This is a genomic window from Chryseobacterium sp. IT-36CA2, assembly GCF_949767875.1.
GTDB lineage: Bacteria > Bacteroidota > Bacteroidia > Flavobacteriales > Weeksellaceae > Chryseobacterium.
The window spans coordinates 279,968-297,031 of the sequence record NZ_CATKPG010000021.1 but is presented as its reverse complement, the minus strand read 5'-3'; the positions used below and the strand labels follow the sequence as shown (position 1 = coordinate 297,031).

General features: G+C 35.9%; 16 protein-coding genes. 11 read left to right on the top strand and 5 right to left on the bottom strand.

Going from position 1 to position 17,064, the window contains the following annotated elements; all coding sequences use genetic code 11:
- Positions 1 to 5 precede the first annotated feature (5 nt).
- Entirely contained in the window at positions 6 to 1,118 is a 1,113-nt protein-coding gene (locus tag ACM6F9_RS12840) for an LptF/LptG family permease (protein WP_414846077.1), read from the top strand.
- Here ACM6F9_RS12840 and ACM6F9_RS12835 read toward each other — a convergent pair.
- The gene (locus tag ACM6F9_RS12835) at positions 1,112 to 1,825 is read right to left on the bottom strand and encodes a biotin--[acetyl-CoA-carboxylase] ligase (protein WP_414846076.1); all 714 of its coding nucleotides are present in this window, start codon (positions 1,823 to 1,825) and stop codon (positions 1,112 to 1,114) included. The two genes, ACM6F9_RS12840 and ACM6F9_RS12835, sit on opposite strands and share 7 nt — an antisense overlap.
- An 87-nt stretch (positions 1,826 to 1,912) precedes the next feature.
- Between ACM6F9_RS12835 and rsfS the strand changes: the two genes are divergently transcribed.
- From rsfS to ACM6F9_RS12790, 9 genes are all read left to right on the top strand, one after another.
- Complete coding sequence (rsfS, locus tag ACM6F9_RS12830) at positions 1,913 to 2,278, top strand: ribosome silencing factor (protein ID WP_105700531.1); 366 nt, start codon at positions 1,913 to 1,915, stop codon at positions 2,276 to 2,278.
- Between the two features lie 21 nt (positions 2,279 to 2,299).
- Complete coding sequence (ftsH, locus tag ACM6F9_RS12825; protein ID WP_414846075.1) at positions 2,300 to 4,321, top strand: ATP-dependent zinc metalloprotease FtsH; 2,022 nt, start codon at positions 2,300 to 2,302, stop codon at positions 4,319 to 4,321.
- Between the two features lie 136 nt (positions 4,322 to 4,457).
- A complete protein-coding gene (locus tag ACM6F9_RS12820; protein WP_129038629.1) occupies positions 4,458 to 5,039 on the top strand; it encodes an LUD domain-containing protein in 582 nt (193 codons plus the stop codon).
- A gap of 24 nt (positions 5,040 to 5,063) precedes the next feature.
- Complete coding sequence (locus tag ACM6F9_RS12815; RefSeq protein ID WP_414846074.1) at positions 5,064 to 5,936, top strand: phosphatidate cytidylyltransferase; 873 nt, start codon at positions 5,064 to 5,066, stop codon at positions 5,934 to 5,936.
- A gap of 4 nt (positions 5,937 to 5,940) precedes the next feature.
- Positions 5,941 to 6,597, top strand: coding sequence for a phosphatidylserine decarboxylase family protein (locus tag ACM6F9_RS12810; protein ID WP_414846073.1), 657 nt, complete (start codon positions 5,941 to 5,943; stop codon positions 6,595 to 6,597).
- Between the two features lie 440 nt (positions 6,598 to 7,037).
- Complete coding sequence (locus ACM6F9_RS12805) at positions 7,038 to 8,030, top strand: helix-turn-helix transcriptional regulator (protein WP_414846072.1); 993 nt, start codon at positions 7,038 to 7,040, stop codon at positions 8,028 to 8,030.
- Positions 8,031 to 8,127: 97 nt separating this feature from the next.
- Complete coding sequence (locus tag ACM6F9_RS12800) at positions 8,128 to 8,541, top strand: transposase (protein ID WP_414846071.1); 414 nt, start codon at positions 8,128 to 8,130, stop codon at positions 8,539 to 8,541.
- A gap of 1 nt (position 8,542) precedes the next feature.
- Positions 8,543 to 8,863 (top strand): helix-turn-helix domain-containing protein, encoded by a 321-nt coding sequence (locus ACM6F9_RS12795; RefSeq protein ID WP_414846070.1) that lies wholly within the window; start codon positions 8,543 to 8,545, stop codon positions 8,861 to 8,863.
- Between the two features lie 298 nt (positions 8,864 to 9,161).
- A complete protein-coding gene (locus tag ACM6F9_RS12790; RefSeq protein WP_414846069.1) occupies positions 9,162 to 10,970 on the top strand; it encodes a hypothetical protein in 1,809 nt (602 codons plus the stop codon).
- Between the two features lie 51 nt (positions 10,971 to 11,021).
- Here the strand turns inward: ACM6F9_RS12790 and ACM6F9_RS12785 are convergent, their stop codons facing one another.
- The 4 genes from ACM6F9_RS12785 to ACM6F9_RS12770 form a co-directional block, all read right to left on the bottom strand.
- A complete protein-coding gene (locus ACM6F9_RS12785) occupies positions 11,022 to 11,369 on the bottom strand; it encodes a DUF1801 domain-containing protein (protein WP_414846068.1) in 348 nt (115 codons plus the stop codon).
- 18 nt (positions 11,370 to 11,387) lie between these two features.
- On the bottom strand, positions 11,388 to 13,226 hold the full coding sequence (locus ACM6F9_RS12780; RefSeq protein WP_414846067.1) for an ABC transporter ATP-binding protein: 1,839 nt from the start codon (positions 13,224 to 13,226) through the stop codon (positions 11,388 to 11,390).
- 235 nt (positions 13,227 to 13,461) lie between these two features.
- Positions 13,462 to 14,382, bottom strand: coding sequence for a M28 family peptidase (locus ACM6F9_RS12775; protein ID WP_414846066.1), 921 nt, complete (start codon positions 14,380 to 14,382; stop codon positions 13,462 to 13,464).
- Positions 14,383 to 14,548: 166 nt separating this feature from the next.
- Positions 14,549 to 14,938, bottom strand: a complete 390-nt coding sequence (locus ACM6F9_RS12770) for a DUF4293 domain-containing protein (RefSeq protein ID WP_105700541.1) — start codon at positions 14,936 to 14,938, stop codon at positions 14,549 to 14,551.
- Between the two features lie 143 nt (positions 14,939 to 15,081).
- Between ACM6F9_RS12770 and rho the strand changes: the two genes are divergently transcribed.
- Entirely contained in the window at positions 15,082 to 16,914 is a 1,833-nt protein-coding gene (rho, locus tag ACM6F9_RS12765) for a transcription termination factor Rho (protein WP_414846065.1), read from the top strand.
- The last annotated feature ends 150 nt before the right edge of the window (positions 16,915 to 17,064 follow it).

Genomic DNA, 17,064 nt, shown 5'->3' with positions numbered 1-17,064 from the left:
AGATTATGCTTAAAATTGTAGACAGATATATCATTAAAAAATACCTTGGAACTTTCAGTTTCATGTTGGTATTATTGTCTATAGTCGTATTGGTAATCGATGTTCAGCAAAAGATTCCAAGGATAGAAAATGCCAAGGCTATTGATCCGAAACTGGATCTTACGTATTTCCTGATCCATTTTTATCCTTTCTGGATCATCAATCTTGTGGTGACTTTCCTTTCCATCCTGGTATTTATTTCAGTAATTTATTTTACCTCCAGAATGGCAAACAATACTGAAATTGTTGCTATTATCAGTAGTGGAGCTAGTTTTCACAGATTTTCCAAACCTTATCTGTTTACCTCCATTTTTATTGGATTAATTGCCCTTGTGGTGTATCATATGGTTCTTCCATGGGCCAATATCAAAAAAAATGAACTGGAAGCATATACTTATAATGCAGCCAATAAAGAAAAGATTTTAGGAACAGCTCCGGCTTCTTCCCAGCTGAGTAAAACAGAATATATCTTCGTTGATTCCTGGAATAAAAGAGAAAAAAGAGGTTCCAGTTTTGTCTATCAGAAATATGATAAAGAGAGAAAAATGACCTACGAGTTGAAAGCCAGTGAAGTATATTGGGACAAAACCAAAAAACAGTTTGTTTTAAATAACTATCTGGAAAAAACAATCAATAAAGACAATACCGAAAAACTAGGTAACGGAATAGAATTAAGGAAAAACTACGGGCATTCACCGGAAGAACTTTTCCCTAATGAGCTTTTAGGTCAAAATAAAACAACGCCGGAACTTCTGAAATTTATTGATAGAGAAAAAGCAAGAGGAAACAGTAACCTGAACTCCTATCTGAATGAGCTTCACCAAAGAACCTCAATGCCTGTTTCCATCATTATTCTGACATTTCTGGCACTTTCCCTGTCATCACAAAAGAAAAGGGGAGGATTGGGCGTAAACCTGGCAATAGGGATTTCATTGGCCTTTATTTTTGTATTTTCATTCGAAGCGTTAAAAGTGGTTTCGGAAAATAAAAGTTTGTCTCCGGCTGTAGCCATGTGGCTGCCCAATATGGTGTTTTTGCCGCTTACTCTTTATCTTTATATCAAAAGAGCCAATCAATAAAGTAATTTTATTTCCTTGTGATAAAAGGAACGCATTCCGTCTTCCAGTTCGATCCAGAGTTCACCCTTTTCGTCTGCATGTCGGATGATGCCATTTTGTCGCTCTTTTTCAATTTCAAAGACAGAGACCTGGTCTTTTCTGAAAAGACTTTTATTAAATCCGTCCAGAATTTCCTGATCGGAAGGAATATTTCTAAGTTTTTCAGACAAATATTCATGAAGATTCAATGAGAGTTCTTCAAGGTTAAATCGTGTGCCTGTCTGCGTTAGGAGTGATCCTGCATTGGATATTGCATCAAAATCTTCCTGAAGAATATTGATTCCGGCTCCTATAATGAAATAATTGTTTTGATTAATTTTTTTCTTTTCTATTAAAATTCCAACGATTTTTTTACCTTTAAGGATAATATCATTCGGCCATTTGATTTTTACCTCAGAGTCAGACAATTTGGCAAGGAAATCCCGGATCAGCATTGCGGTATAATAATTGAACATAAAGTCGGAGCACAGGATGTTCTGAGTATTCACTGCCAGCGTATAAGCCAGATTTTTTCCGGCAGTCTGAGTCCAGACATTTCCATACTGACCACGACCTTTTGTTTGATTAAAAGTATGAAGCCCTATAAAATTTGAATCTCCGTAAAGTAAAAACTTTGATATTTCGTCATTAGTAGAAGAACATTCTTTCAGGTAGAAGAGTTGGCTCATTTAAGAAAACTTTAAGAGATTAAGAGGGTAAAAGTAAGGTTAAAGTAAAGAAAAAACAATAAATTTGCAGATTATAGTATTTTTTTAATGAATAAGACAGCAGAAAAACAAGCGTTAATAGATAAAATCGTTGAAGCTATCCAGGATGTAAAAGGAGAAGACATTATGATCTTTGATCTTTCCAACATCGAAAACTCCGTAGCAGAAACGTTCGTAATATGTAGTGGAAACTCAAATACACAGGTGTCTGCATTGGCAGGAAGTGTAGAGAAGAAAGTAAGAAACGAACTGCAAGACAGACCTTGGCACGTAGAAGGTACTGAAAATGCGATGTGGGTATTGGTAGACTATGTTTCAGTGGTAGTTCATATTTTCCAAAAACAAGTACGTGAGTACTACGATATAGAAGAGCTTTGGGGTGACGCAGTCATTACCAAAATTGAAAATGAATAATAAAAAATTTAAAAAGTCTAAATGAATAATAAAGGATTCAACTGGTTCTTTCCTATTGCAATCATAGCTCTTTTGCTATTTTTTGGCTCCAATTTCCTTGGAGGTGATGCAGCAAAATCTATTGATGAAGATGGTTTCTTTAGAGAAATGCAGGCGGGCAAAGTCCAGAATATAATTATATACAAAGACATAGAGAAAGCTGATGTTTTCCTAACAAAAGAAGCGAAATCAGCAATGGTTTCCAAAACCGGTAAAGAAAACAACCCTCTTTCTGCCTTCGAAATGGCTCCTAAAGCAGATTTTTCTGTGAAATATGGAGACCTTCAACTTTTCCTTCAGAAATTTGAACAGGTCAAAGCCAGCAATCCGGTTATTAAAACAACAAAAGATTACGGTACAGGTAAGAGTGCATTAATGGACATCTTAGTTCCTGCATTGGTTTGGATTTCCATTCTTGGATTATTCTACTTCCTTCTTTTCAGAAAGATGGGCGGAGGTGGAGGTCCTGGCGGACAGATCTTCTCTATCGGAAAATCTAAAGCGAAGCTTTTCGACGAAAAAGAAAGAATTCAGGTAACATTTAAAGATGTTGCAGGATTGGAAGGTGCTAAAGAAGAAGTTCAGGAAGTAGTAGATTTCTTGAAAAACTCTGAAAAATATACAAAATTAGGAGGTAAAATTCCTAAAGGAGTCCTTTTAGTAGGGCCTCCGGGAACAGGTAAAACCCTATTGGCAAAAGCTGTTGCAGGGGAAGCTAAAGTTCCGTTTTTCTCCCTTTCAGGTTCTGATTTCGTTGAAATGTTTGTAGGGGTAGGAGCTTCAAGAGTAAGAGACCTTTTTGCTCAGGCTAAAGCAAAATCTCCGGCGATTATCTTTATTGATGAGATTGATGCTATCGGACGTGCAAGAGGAAAAAATAATTTCTCTGGCGGAAACGACGAAAGAGAAAATACATTGAACCAACTTCTTACTGAAATGGATGGTTTCGGAACAGATACGAACGTAATTGTAATGGCAGCAACCAACAGAGCAGATATCCTTGATAAAGCTTTGATGAGAGCAGGACGTTTTGACCGTTCTATCTATGTAGACCTTCCGGAACTTCACGAAAGAAGACAGATCTTTGATGTTCACTTGAAAAAAATCAAGCTGGATGACAATGTAGACAGAGAGTTTCTTGCAAAACAGACTCCAGGATTCAGTGGAGCAGATATTGCTAACGTTTGTAACGAAGCAGCACTTATCGCAGCAAGAAATAATCATACTTCGGTAACAAAACAGGATTTCCTTGATGCTGTAGACAGAATCATTGGTGGTCTTGAAAAGAAAAATAAAGCAATCAAACCTTCCGAAAAAAGAAGAGTGGCTTACCACGAAGCGGGACACGCTACGATCTCTTGGTTGGTAGAACATGCATCTCCACTTTTAAAAGTAACAATCGTTCCTAGAGGACGTTCATTGGGGGCGGCATGGTATCTTCCGGAAGAAAGACAGCTTACCACTACTGAACAGATGCTGGACGAAATGTGTGCAACATTAGGAGGTAGAGCAGCAGAGCAGGTAATATTCAATAATATTTCTACAGGAGCACTTTCTGACCTTGAAACTGTGACGAAAAGAGCCCAGGCAATGGTAACGATCTACGGATTAAGTCCGAATATTGGTAATATTTCTTACTATGACAGTTCTGGCCAGTCTGAGTACAATTTTGGAAAACCATATTCTGAAGAAACCGCTACGAAAATTGATGCAGAGATCAAATCTATCATCGAAAATCAATATGACAGAGCGATAAGAATCCTTGCTGATAATAAAGATAAGCTTGATGCTTTAGCGAGTAAATTATTAGAAAAAGAAGTGATCTTCCGTGAAGACTTAGAAGAAATATTCGGAAAAAGAGCATGGGATCCTGAATTGACAGAGAAACCTGTTACCAATACTATCCCTGAAAAAGATCAGCCGGTAGTAGTGGAAACACCTCAAATCAAAGAAAAAGAAGAACAAAGCGAAATACAGGCTCCAGAAAGCCCAACACAGCTTTAAAACTCTTAAAAAATAAACCTTACAAAAACCTGACAACCTCAAAATTGTCAGGTTTTTTCATATTTAAAGAGATATTTTGGACTCTATTGTAATTTATTTTCTATTTTTGTATAAAGTTGACTAAAAATAGATTAAGTTGAATTTATTCAAGAGGATTGTAAGCAAACTTACCAACCAGCCTGAAGAAGAGGACAAACAGAGCCTGGAGAAGCTTGGGGATTCGCTGAAAAATGCGGATCTTGACTATAAGTTTGCGCAATTATTTACGCATTCGGGGGGATTTTTTAATTATTGTGCAGATGAAGCGGAAGCTCTACAAACTTTAAATCAAATTGTTAAAATAGAAGGGATCCACAACCTTTTTTGTTGGGATAAAGAACTTCAGAATTTTTTGAACGTTGTGAAGTCTACCTATACTTCAGAACTACAGCCGTCCAATGACGCCGCATTTATCACTTGTGAATACCTGATTGCCTATGACGGCAGAATCATGCTTTCGCATAATAATATTCTTCATTATCACTCTTCAAGACTTCCTGACAGAATTATCATCATTGCCAATGTTTCTCAGATTGTAAACAACCTGAATGATGCTATGGGAAAAATAAAAAGAAACGGAAATATCAAGAACCTTACTTCCATCAGCGGAAGCCAGTCAAAAATGGACAGTTCTTCCAATTCCAATACAAAACTGTTTTTATTGCTGCTTGAAGATTAAGCAATCACTTCTAAATTTTAAATTTTGGACAAAAATCTCATTCAAAGAACCGTATCAGGTATCGTTTATGTAGCCATCATTATTCTTTGTTCTACTCCATTAGGAGCACAGCTGCTGAACAATATTGCACCTGGTCTTATCAAACAACAGTATCTTTATCATGGATTAATGAGTCTGCTGCTGATTGTAGGAACTTGGGAGTGTGTCAAAATCATGAAATTTGGAAATAGCTATGAAAAATGGGTCGTATATCCATTGGTTATTTTTATCTTCTACATGTTTTCCAAAAGATATTTTAATCACGATTTCTTTTTTGATTTCAGGCTTAGTGAAATACTGGCACTGGCACTTATTGGAATTGCTGTGGTTACTTTATTCAAATATCCCAACGAATTATACTTTGACAGCGGGAAACTTATTTTTACCGTTATCTACGTAGCACTGCCATTTAGTTTTGCATTAGGACTTCCAAAGTTCTCCAGCTATAATGAAAGCTTTTCTTTAGAGGTGATGTTTCTCTTTATCCTGATCTGGAGTAGTGATACTTTTGCTTATCTGGTAGGGAAGTTCTTTGGTAAACATAAAATGGCACCCAAAATATCTCCTAAAAAAACATGGGAAGGATATGCAGGAGGAGTAGTGTTAACACTGGTTTTATCCTACTTTATTGAGCATTATCAGCCGGAGTTGAGGGGGAACTGGATGGTCGTAGGGTTTTTAGTGGCTGCCTTTGCACCATTAGGCGATTTGGTGGAGAGTCAATTGAAAAGAAATTTCGGTGTGAAAGACAGTGGGAACATCATTCCTGGGCATGGTGGCGTTTTAGATAGACTGGATAGTTTTATTATTTGCGTTCCTGTCGTATATTTGTACTTTATTTTAGAAAAATTTATTTAGTCTCATGAAATTACATAGAGAATCAAAAGGAACAATTACCGTTGCAACCCTGCTTTTTATTATTCTGGGTGTTGCAGCAATTTATTTCCTTAAAATATGGTCCCTGTTGATCATTATACCTTTGTTGGTTATTTACGGTTTAGTTTTCTGGTTTTTCAGAGTTCCGGATCGTAATATTCTGGATCACAAAGAAAACGTAATCGCTCCGGTGGACGGAAAAGTGGTCATGATCAAAGAAGTGGATGAAGATGAATTTATTAAAGGAAAAGCCATTCAGGTTTCTATTTTTATGTCTCCACTGAATGTGCACATCTGCAGATACCCGGTTTCAGGTGAAGTGATTTACAAAAAATACCACCCTGGAAAATATCTGGTGGCATGGCATGAAAAATCTTCCACAGAGAACGAAAGAACTACTGTTGCTGTACAGACGATGACCAATCATAAAGTAGTCTTCAGACAGATTGCAGGATATGTGGCGAGGAGGATCGTTTTCTATTGTAATGAAGGTGATAAGGCAAAAGCCGGACATGAATTCGGATTTATTAAATTCGGTTCCAGAATGGATGTATTCCTTCCTTTGGATACTGAAATTATCTGTAAGATCGGAGACATTACAAAAGGAGGTGAGGATGTTATCGCCAAACTGAAAGAGAATTAATATTCTTACCGTATATAAAAAAATTAAAAGAGAGCCTCTGTGGCTCTCTTTTTTTATTGAGTAACGAAAGCCTCATTTGAGTGTTTTAAGTTTAATTACGCATGAGTAATATTGCGTATTGGAAGATTGATGCTTTTCCATTTAGATCAATAATTTTGCATGCTTAAAAACACAAGCTCATGCTTTTTAAGTGATTTGAGGTAAATAGGTATTAATTTTTTTTATCAAAATGGTATTTCATTTGATAATTTTAATATCGAATTTTAGTAAATTGGAGCTAGAAAAACACCTTAATCATACCCTTTATAATGCTTGAAAAAGACTGATACATTTCGTTTTGTAGGTTTTTGTTTGCATAAAGGCTGTTAATATTGGGAAATTTATTCTTTCAAGGGTACAAATGCCAACTTAAGCTTGTGAAAGCAAAAAACAACAACAAGATGATTTATAAGTTTTTCTTTAAGGTGATCAACGACGAAGCTGAGAATATGGATGATGATTTTGAAAGCAGTTATCTTCATCTTATTAACCGTTATCTGCTTTTATTGTTTTTCATATTTCTATTTTATTCTATTTTTATTATTACTTTTTTCGGAGATATGCTTATCTCAATTTTTCTTACAGTCATTACCTTTTTCTGGCTGTTGTTGATGGCAATCAAGGGTAAGACAAAGCGGTTTAGAAATGTATTGAAAGGAGTGGTTATCTTTATATTTGTTCTGCTGACATTTATAGTGAATTTTTTTAATATTTATACTTACAAAAATGCAGGAGTAGAGTATTTTTATTTTTGTCTTTTGTTTGCTGTACCATTTTTCCTGAACTATAAAAAAGATGCTTTTGCGATTTTTCTTATTACTTTCATGATCAGTATCAACTTTATTGCCTGTCTTTACTTTGATTTTGATTTCCTGCCTAAAAGCAGATTTATAGAAAAAGAGGATTTTAAAACAATAAAGCTTCTTAATATTTTATTTTCTATTGCTTCTTTCCTGATGGATATCGTTTTTATTACTCAGAAAGACGCGTTGATTCATGGTTTAATTTCTGATACAAAAGAGAAAGATTCTACCATCAAGGATCTGGTGAAAACAAATACGGAACTGATGAAACATCAGATGCTGATCAATCATCTTTCAGAAGAAAATATACAGGAGATTTTCAATTTGGCAGAAAGTAATTCGCCCATGTTTTTTGAGAAATTTCAGGTGTTTTTCCCCCATTTTATTCCTGATATTTTAAAGATAAATCCTAATCTCATTCATTCTGAACTGTATTTCTGTGCTTTAATGAAACTTGATTTTGATACAAAAAAAATAGCACAGTGTACCAATAACAGTATTCGGGCTGTAGAAAGTAAAAAATACAGGATCCGGAAAAAGCTGAATATTTCCTCAGAGATCAATATCAATAGTTTTTTGATCAAAATTTAAATGAAATTCCGATTTTTATTACCCATACGTAGTGTTGAGTAGTCTTTAATGATACTTTTTGTTTTTCTTGTCGATATTTTTACTTAAAAATATTGTAATGAATATTAAGAACATTCATATTGGGAGTCTGATCAGATCTAAAGTGGAAGAGCATCAGATTTCAATAGAAAGAATCTGTAGATTTTTTGAGAGCACAGAAGAAAATGTGGAAAAGATGTACCAGGCAAAAAGTATGGACACAGAGATCCTGCTGAAGTGGTGTAAGCTTTTAAAATTCGATTTCTTTAGATTTTATACCGGACATTTGATTTTGTATTCACCACAGTCCAGAATTGATAATGTATTCAGACAGAAGGAAAATACCCTTATGTTTAGAAAAAGCATCTATACACAGGAGGTAAAAGATTTTATACTTGAAAAAATAAAAACCAGAGTAATGACTGCTAATGACGTGGTGGAAAGGTATAAAATACCTAAAACAACGCTGTACAAATGGATGAAAAAACTATAACATGATCCCTGATTACAAACAAATTTATACTGATATTCTTGAAGAAAAATTCCCGGAAAAATTAACAGAAGCCGCAATCAGGCATAAGCTGGAAGCATTGAATTCGGCATTTGACATTCTGAAATTTAATCAACTGGTTTTTGGTGAGCCTGAATATAGAGTCGGGTTTAATAATCAAAGGCTCCGTTCCTATGATGAGGAATCTATTTTGAAAATTTTAAAATATCAAAAACAGTGTGGGCTTAACAACCTTCAGTTGGGTAAGCAATTTAAAATAAGCCGAAATACCATTGCAAAATGGAAGACCGTTTTTAAAGTATAAGGGATGTTGGGTTTTGTTTAATAAAGACAGATTATTTTTGGAAATAATTACGGTATAATTATTATTGTATTGTTTTGGGTTTTATTTTTTAAATTATGATTGTGTTTTGTTAAATAATTCAACTTTTTACTTGTGCATTTTAAGAGGGTAAGGTATTGGCGTTTTGTGAGTTTTACTACGCGTGAGTAGTATTGCGTAGAGAGAATTAATTTGTAATTGTCTGTGGTTGATAATTTTGTGGCAGTTAAATGACTTAGCTTGAAATTTTAATGATCAAACAATTATAAATTAAACAATGATGGAAACAAAATTTACAATGCCCTCAGTCAAAGTCTTGTTAATAGCAATGCTCTTTGTTTTTGGGAAATCTTATTCACAAACCAATAATGGTGCAGTAGGGATTAATACAACTACGCCTAATTCCAATTCTGTTTTGGATGTTGTTTCAGGAAATAATAATAAAGGGATACTTATTCCCAGATTAACTGAAGCACAGCGAAATGCAATTACAATTAACCAATCCAAAGATGATGGTTTAACTATTTACAACACTACAGAAGACTGTTTCAATTACTGGAGTCTTGCGGATAACGAATGGAAAAGTGTCTGCGGACAAATGGGAAAAGCTGTTTTTACGATAGACTGCTCCACTTCCAAAGCAATGGGAAGCTACGTGAAAGGTAAAGAACTTACCAATTCGAATTACCTGAATATTGCGGTGAACGTTACAAAACCAGGAAATTATACCATATCCGGAACTACTACCAACGGATACAATTTTTATGGTACCGGAGTGTTTCTCAATACCGGAACACAAACAATACAAATTCCGGGACAGGGAACTCCTGTAAATATCCAGATAGACAATGTATCCTTAGAAGCCAACGGGACTGCTGTTACCTGTACTCCTGCAATTTCTATTGCAGTGCTAAGTCCTGCAGGAACATATACGATGAGCTGTGGTAGTGCAACGGTAAACGGTATTTACAAAGTAGGAACGGCTCTTACAGCTTCCAACACAATTACTTTGCCTGTGAATGTGGCAACTTTGGGAAGCTACACGGTTACAACCAATACGGTTGATGGCATTTCTTTCAGCGGATCAGGAACATTTACTGCTACAGGAAATCAGAATATTACGTTAGGAGGAACGGGTACTCCAACCTCTACATCGGTGAAAACAATTACAATTACTTCTGACAGCCAGGGAGGTGTATCTACAACATGCTCTGTAAATGTGATTGTGGTGGTTCCAAAGAAAAAACTTTTGACAATCGGAACCGCACCAAACGGTTGTGGATATAATGTGTCAGGAACCTCCCCATCAGGTATGGTAACTAAAGCGGCTGCTAACTTTGGAACATTGGCCAATAGCATTGTAAAATATGAAGGATGGGATCAGATCATAGATGGTACAGACAGTCCGAGTGCTGCACAACTGACCACCTGGACAACCGGAGCTAATCCTGTCGATATTATTGTTATAGGATATGCATGGGGAATGAATGCGGCAGAAGCACAGGTATTAAAAAATTATCTGGCAAAAGGCGGTGTAATTGTTGCTTATTCTGAAAGTAATGCGGGAATGCAGAATCTTTTCAGAAATGTTTTTGACGGATCGGTAAACACCGGAAGTGTAAACAGTGCAGGAGCGATCTATAAACTGCCAATGACGAATGATGAAATATTGAACGGTCCTTTCGGAGATATCAGAGGATTGCAATGGGGAGAAGATGCTTCCTCTACAACATATGCAACAGGTCTGCCTGCAAGCGAAATTACAGTGTATTCAGGTGATACAAACATCTCAACAGCTTCACCTTCAGGAACTGTGGGGCGTGTAACAGCATTTAAGCATAACACGTTGAACTTCATCTGGGTAGGTGATGGTGGATTCAACTCTCAGTGTGGAACTGTAACGTCTCCAAATACCTCAGATACGATATGTCCGTTCTATGCAGATACGAACTATAAGCCAATTCCTAAACCTAATTATGGAAATGGAGTTGCTGCTTATGAAATGAATGTATACAATTCAATATTCTATGCCAACGCTCTTGCCTGGGCAATTAAAAAGGCAGAATTCAGTGGAATAAACACACAATGATAAAAGGTTTTTAAAGAGTGCTCCAGTATGATAATTCATACCGGAGTTTTTTTATTTTATATATTTTTTAACCTCCTGAGTCAGATTTAGAATAAATTCAACAGGAAGGTCCTCTTCTGCATCAATGAGAAGGATTTTAAACTTCTTTCTGCCATCCTGAATCAATTGTGGATAATCGAGCCTGTCGCCGTGATAAAAACTCAGATAATGTTTCTGGTATTTTTTGCTGTAATAGAAATAACACAGCATTTTCTTTTTGTATTTGATAAATGGAAGCCCAAAGCTGAACGTTTCTGTAATGTTTTCAGGATCTGACGCTAAAATAGCATTACGCAAAAATAAAAGAGTACTTCTTTCAGGTTCATCGATTCTGTAGAAATACTCTTGTATAGGGTTCATTTTAATTCAATTAAAAGATTAGTCGAAGTTTTGAAGTTCAACAAGTTTGTGATAGGTTCCTCTTTTTGCAATCAGGTCATGGTGTGTTCCCTGTTCTACAATATCACCTTTTTCCATTACCACAATCCAGTCTGCTTTCTGAATAGTAGAAAGACGGTGAGCAATGACTAAAGAAGTTCTGTTTTCCATCATTTTCTCCAGTGCGTCCTGTACAAATCTTTCGGATTCTGTATCCAGTGCAGAGGTTGCTTCATCCAGGATCATAATAGGCGGGTTTTTTAATACTGCTCTGGCAATAGAAACCCTTTGTTTCTGACCTCCGGAAAGTTTACCACCATCATCTCCGATATTGGATTCGTATCCTTCAGGAAGTTTTGTGATAAATGCATCTGCATTGGCAATTTTTGCGGCTGCAATCACTTCTTCTCTGGTAGCATCAGGTTTACCCATCAGAATATTATTGTAAACGGAATCATTAAATAATACAGATTCCTGTGTTACCATTCCCAATAGCTTACGGTATTCCTGTAGTTTTAAATGTTTAATGTCTGTTCCGTCAATCAGAATTTCTCCTTCCGAAACATCATAGAATCTCGCTAAAAGGTTGGCAATCGTTGTTTTACCACTTCCACTTTGTCCAACAAGAGCAACAGTTTTCCCTTTTGGAATAGAAAGTGAGAAGTTTTTAAGAATCGTATGATCTTTATCGTAGTAAAAACCAATATTATTAAACTCGATTGATTTATTTAAGGTTGATATGGATACAGGATTGTCTATTTCATCAATTTTCACATCAGCATCCAGAATGGCTAAAACTCTTTCAAGAGAAGCTTCTCCCTTCTGTACATTTGAAATAGATTGGGATAAACTTTTCACAGGAGGTAAAATCTGGAAGAAAATACCCAGGAAAACCAGGAAATCAGCAGGCGAGATACTTTGTTCTACAATAATTTGTTTTCCACCATACCAGGCGATAATTAAGAATGTAACCGAACCTAAAAATTCGCTCATCGGAGAGGCTAATTCTTTTTTTCTTCCTAAGCTTATTGAACTGTTGATCCATTTCTGCATAGACTGCATAAAACGGTTGTCCATTATTTTTTCTGCGCTGAAAATCTTAATCACCTTTGTAGACTTTAATGTTTCATCTACAATCGAGAAAATATTTCCCATCTCATTTTGAGCCTGGTGAGAATCTTTTTTCAGACTCTTTCCAATTAAAGCAATCATCGTTCCCATTACAGGCAGTACTAGAAGCGAGAAAAGCGTCATCTCAGTACTTAAAAAGAAAAGTGTTACCAATGTGCTGATCAGCATGAAAGGAGCGTTGATCAGTTCTACTAAACTTCCCAAAATGTTACCTTCAACTTCACCCACGTCATTTGACATACGGGACATCAGGTCTCCCTTTCTGCTTTCTGTAAAAAACGAAACAGGTAAGGCAAGTATCTTTCTGTACATAGCTCCACGAAGGTCTTTAGTAACACCTACGCGGTAATTGATCAATAAAAACGAACCTAAATACCTGAAAAGGTTTCTCAATAAAAACATAAAAGCCGTGCTCACGCAAAGCCACGCCAAAACGTTAAGTGCTCCGTGCTCAGTTACTAAAGTCTGAACATAATAATTGGCATATTCTTTTGCGTAAGAGAAAAAGTCTAAAATCTCTCCCGAATATACAGGAGGATGGCTGTATTTTTTGGCCTCAATGGTTCCGAAAAGCATTCCCAAAACCGGTAGAATAGTCCCTAAGGAAGCAATCTGAAATACAGAGTACATAAGGTTGAAAAACAAACTTCCGTAGATGTATTTTTGGTGTGGTCTTGCGAACTTTAGTATTTTAATATATTGGTTCATTAAATGAAAAAATTGGATAGCAAAATTACGTAAAATTAAAAGATAAGACGTTCTTAATCCTGTTTTACTTTAATGGATAAGTTCCAAAAAATATCTTTTTGTTACAAATCAGCGCTGTTGCACCTCATTTTTTTGAATCCATAAGTCAGAAAGAGACTTAATAACCAGAGGTAAGATGCCATTATTTTTTAATGAAAAAACCGCTGAAATAGCGGGTTTTATATTATGGTTTTATTTAAAATTTAACCTGGTCATTATATTTAGGGGCAAAATTTTTAGGACTCAGTTTGTCCAGTGTTTTTCCAAAGTTATTGATGATCTGGGTCATATTATCGAAATTTACAATGTTGACATCATCATTTTCGTGGTGATAATGAGACGCTTTTGTCATATCAACGGTAGAGAATGAGTGAGCAATGATTTTCTTTTTTACAAAGCTTACATTGTCTGAACGATAAAACAGCTGCTGTTTTGCATAAGGATCTGCGTTTATTTTTAATCCGTTCACAGCATTCTGATTGAAAAGTTCATCAAGATCTGAGAACCCGTCTCCGGTCATATATAATGCATTTTTCCCCCATTGAGATTCTGTAGCGACCATTTCAAAATTGAAAAGTGCGGTCATTTTATTATAAATAGGATCTAAGTTTTTATCTGTTGAAATAGCTCTTGAACCCAGCATTCCCTTCTCTTCTCCATTAAATGCCATGAACACCATGGAGAATTCCGGTTTTTTGTTTTTAAAATAATCGGCGATGCCTACCAGAGTTGTAATTCCGCTGGCGTCATCATCTGCTCCGTTGTAAATATTGTCTCCAGTTTTATCACTGGTTCCGATATGATCAAAATGTCCTGAGAATCCCAAATACTGATCTGTTTTTCCTTTTTTGACACCGCAGACATTGTATACTGTCTTTCCATTATAGTCAAATGGTACTAAATAGGATTTTCCTGTACAGTATTCCAGATTGTTTTCCTTGAAAAGCTTAGCAATATAGTTCGCAGCATTTTCGTTTTCCTGAGTTCCGATTTCACGGCCCTTCATTTCATCCGATGCCAGCGTAGAAAGGACTGCTTTTACCCTTTCTTTGGAAACTTCCTGTGCAAAGGTAAATATGGAGAAAAGTGATAAAGTAAGATAAGTTAGCTTTTTCATTGTCTTTAATTGAAAGTTATATGATCTGTCGTGGTTTCAGTTAAAATGTTGCATGAATGTACATAAATTAATTGATCTGACAGAGTAGAAGTATAAGTAGGAGTAGATGAAAATAAAAAACAGCTCCTAAAAAGAAGCTGTTCTCACTCAAAAAATCGTTGTAAGGTTATCGAAGTCTGTCTACAGATTTTACGAGCCTCTCATCTTTACGGATGTAAACATTTGCTATAAGCAGACATATTACCGCAATTAATGGGAAAATTGGCTCAATACCCTTCTCAGGAAAATGAATTCCTCCGGATAAGTTGAGTAACCAGTACGCCAATACACCAATCAACAAAACGTTTATAATGATGCTGATAGTATTCAGCAAAATTTGTCTTTTTCTGTTTTTGAAACTAAAAATACTTAATGCTCCAATAATAACAAGGATTATACATCCCATATTAAGTAAAGGAATACTGTCTGAAATGACAACATCCTGTCCCGTTATAAAAAGGAAAACAGCAGCTAAAACTGCTAATAATGTCCATATAGTTTGTATTCTCTGTAGCATTGAATATTAAATTCTTGGCAAAAATAACATAAATTTTGCACAATTCAAAAATAAGTGTAGATTTGCATTATACAATGTACTTGAAAACCAAAGTCGCCGGACTTACTTTTCTTACTCACAATTAATTACATTTTTACATAAATATGTTTAACATAGAAACGTTAAGGTCAAAATCCGTAACGGAACTGACTAAAATCTTAAAAGATTTGGGCGTTAAAGTTGCAAGAACCAGCAATGAAAATGACAAGATCTTTGCTATTCTTGACTTTCAGGCTTCTAACCCTAAAGTTGCAAAAGATTATTTCAACGCCACAGAAACTACCAGTGTAACCACTGAAGAGGCTCCAGCAGAAAAACCTGCTAAAGCCCCGGCAAGAAAAGCTGCTCCTAAAAAGCCAGCAGCCAAGCCAAAAACAAACACAAATACAAAAGCTCCGGCAGAAGAACCTAAAGCAGAAGAGAGAGTAGAAGAAAAGGTACCCGCTTCTGAAGAAATAAAACCGGAAGAGCCCAAAGCTGAAGTAGCGGCAGTAAGTGAAGAATCAGCAGCAAGTGCTCAAGCTAAAAAGAAAAGAAAAAGAGTTTCTACCAATACAGCTAACACAGAAGTATCTCAGGAAAGACCAGAAGCTCCAAAAAACACAGAATCCCAAGAGCCTGCTCAGGCTGAAGAAAAGCCTAACAATCCTCAACAACAACAGGCTAACAGACCTCAAAAAGGACACAACCATCCACAGAACAGTGGAAACCAACATAAAAACCAAAACCAGCAACACCAGCAGCATCAAAACCAAAATCAGAATCAAAACAGACATTCTGAAAAGGCAGAGGAGCTGCACGACCATAAAAAAGAATTTAATTTCGATGGATTGGTAAGCATTGAAGGTGTTTTGGAAATTTTACCGGATAACTACGGATTTTTACGTTCCTCAGACTTCAGCTATATCTCTTCTCCGGATGATGTGTATGTATCTACAGCACAGATCAGGAATTATGGGTTGAAAACCGGAGATACCGTAAAAGGAATTGTAAGACTTCCGAAAGAAGGAGAGAAATACTTTTCATTATTAAAACCAACAGAAGTTAACGGACGTGATCTTGCATTTATCAAAGATCGTGTTGCTTTTGAGTATCTTACTCCACTTTTCCCGGAAGAAAAATTCAATTTGGCAGGAAGCAATTCTACGATTTCCACAAGAATTGTAGATCTATTTGCACCTATTGGAAAAGGTCAAAGAGCAATGATCGTTGCACAGCCTAAAACAGGTAAGACGATGTTGCTGAAAGATATTGCAAACTCTATTGCGGCTAACCACCCGGAAGTATATATGATGGTTCTTTTGATCGATGAACGTCCGGAAGAGGTTACTGATATGGAAAGAAGCGTAAATGCAGAAGTAATTGCTTCTACATTTGATGAAGCAGCAGAAAAACACGTAAAAGTTGCCAACCTTGTTCTTGCAAAAGCACAAAGAATGGTAGAATGTGGACATGATGTAGTAATTTTACTGGATTCGATTACAAGATTAGCAAGAGCTTACAACACGGTAACTCCTGCATCAGGTAAAGTGCTTTCCGGTGGGGTAGATGCTAATGCACTTCACAAGCCAAAAAGATTCTTCGGAGCTGCAAGAAAAATTGAAGGTGGAGGATCTCTTACCATTATTGCAACTGCATTAATTGATACAGGATCTAAAATGGATGAAGTAATCTTTGAAGAATTCAAAGGTACGGGTAACATGGAACTTCAGTTAGACAGAAAAATTGCTAACAGAAGAATCTATCCTGCTATTGATCTTATTTCTTCCAGTACACGTAGAGATGATCTGCTTCTGGATGAAGTAACTTCTCAAAGAATGTGGATCTTCAGAAAATATCTTTCTGAAATGAATCCTGTAGAAGCAATGGAATTTGTTAATAAAAACATCAAAGGAACTCTGAATAATGAGGAATTCCTGATGTCTATGAATAAATAAATTTAATTTAATATTGTTAAGCGGAAAGCACGGATCATTAGGTTCGTGCTTTTTGTTTGCTGTAAATAAAAAAAAATAAAACTTAATTCATTCTAAATCAATGTATCAATGTTAAAGATTTATTAAAGTAATCTACAATCCTTGATAATA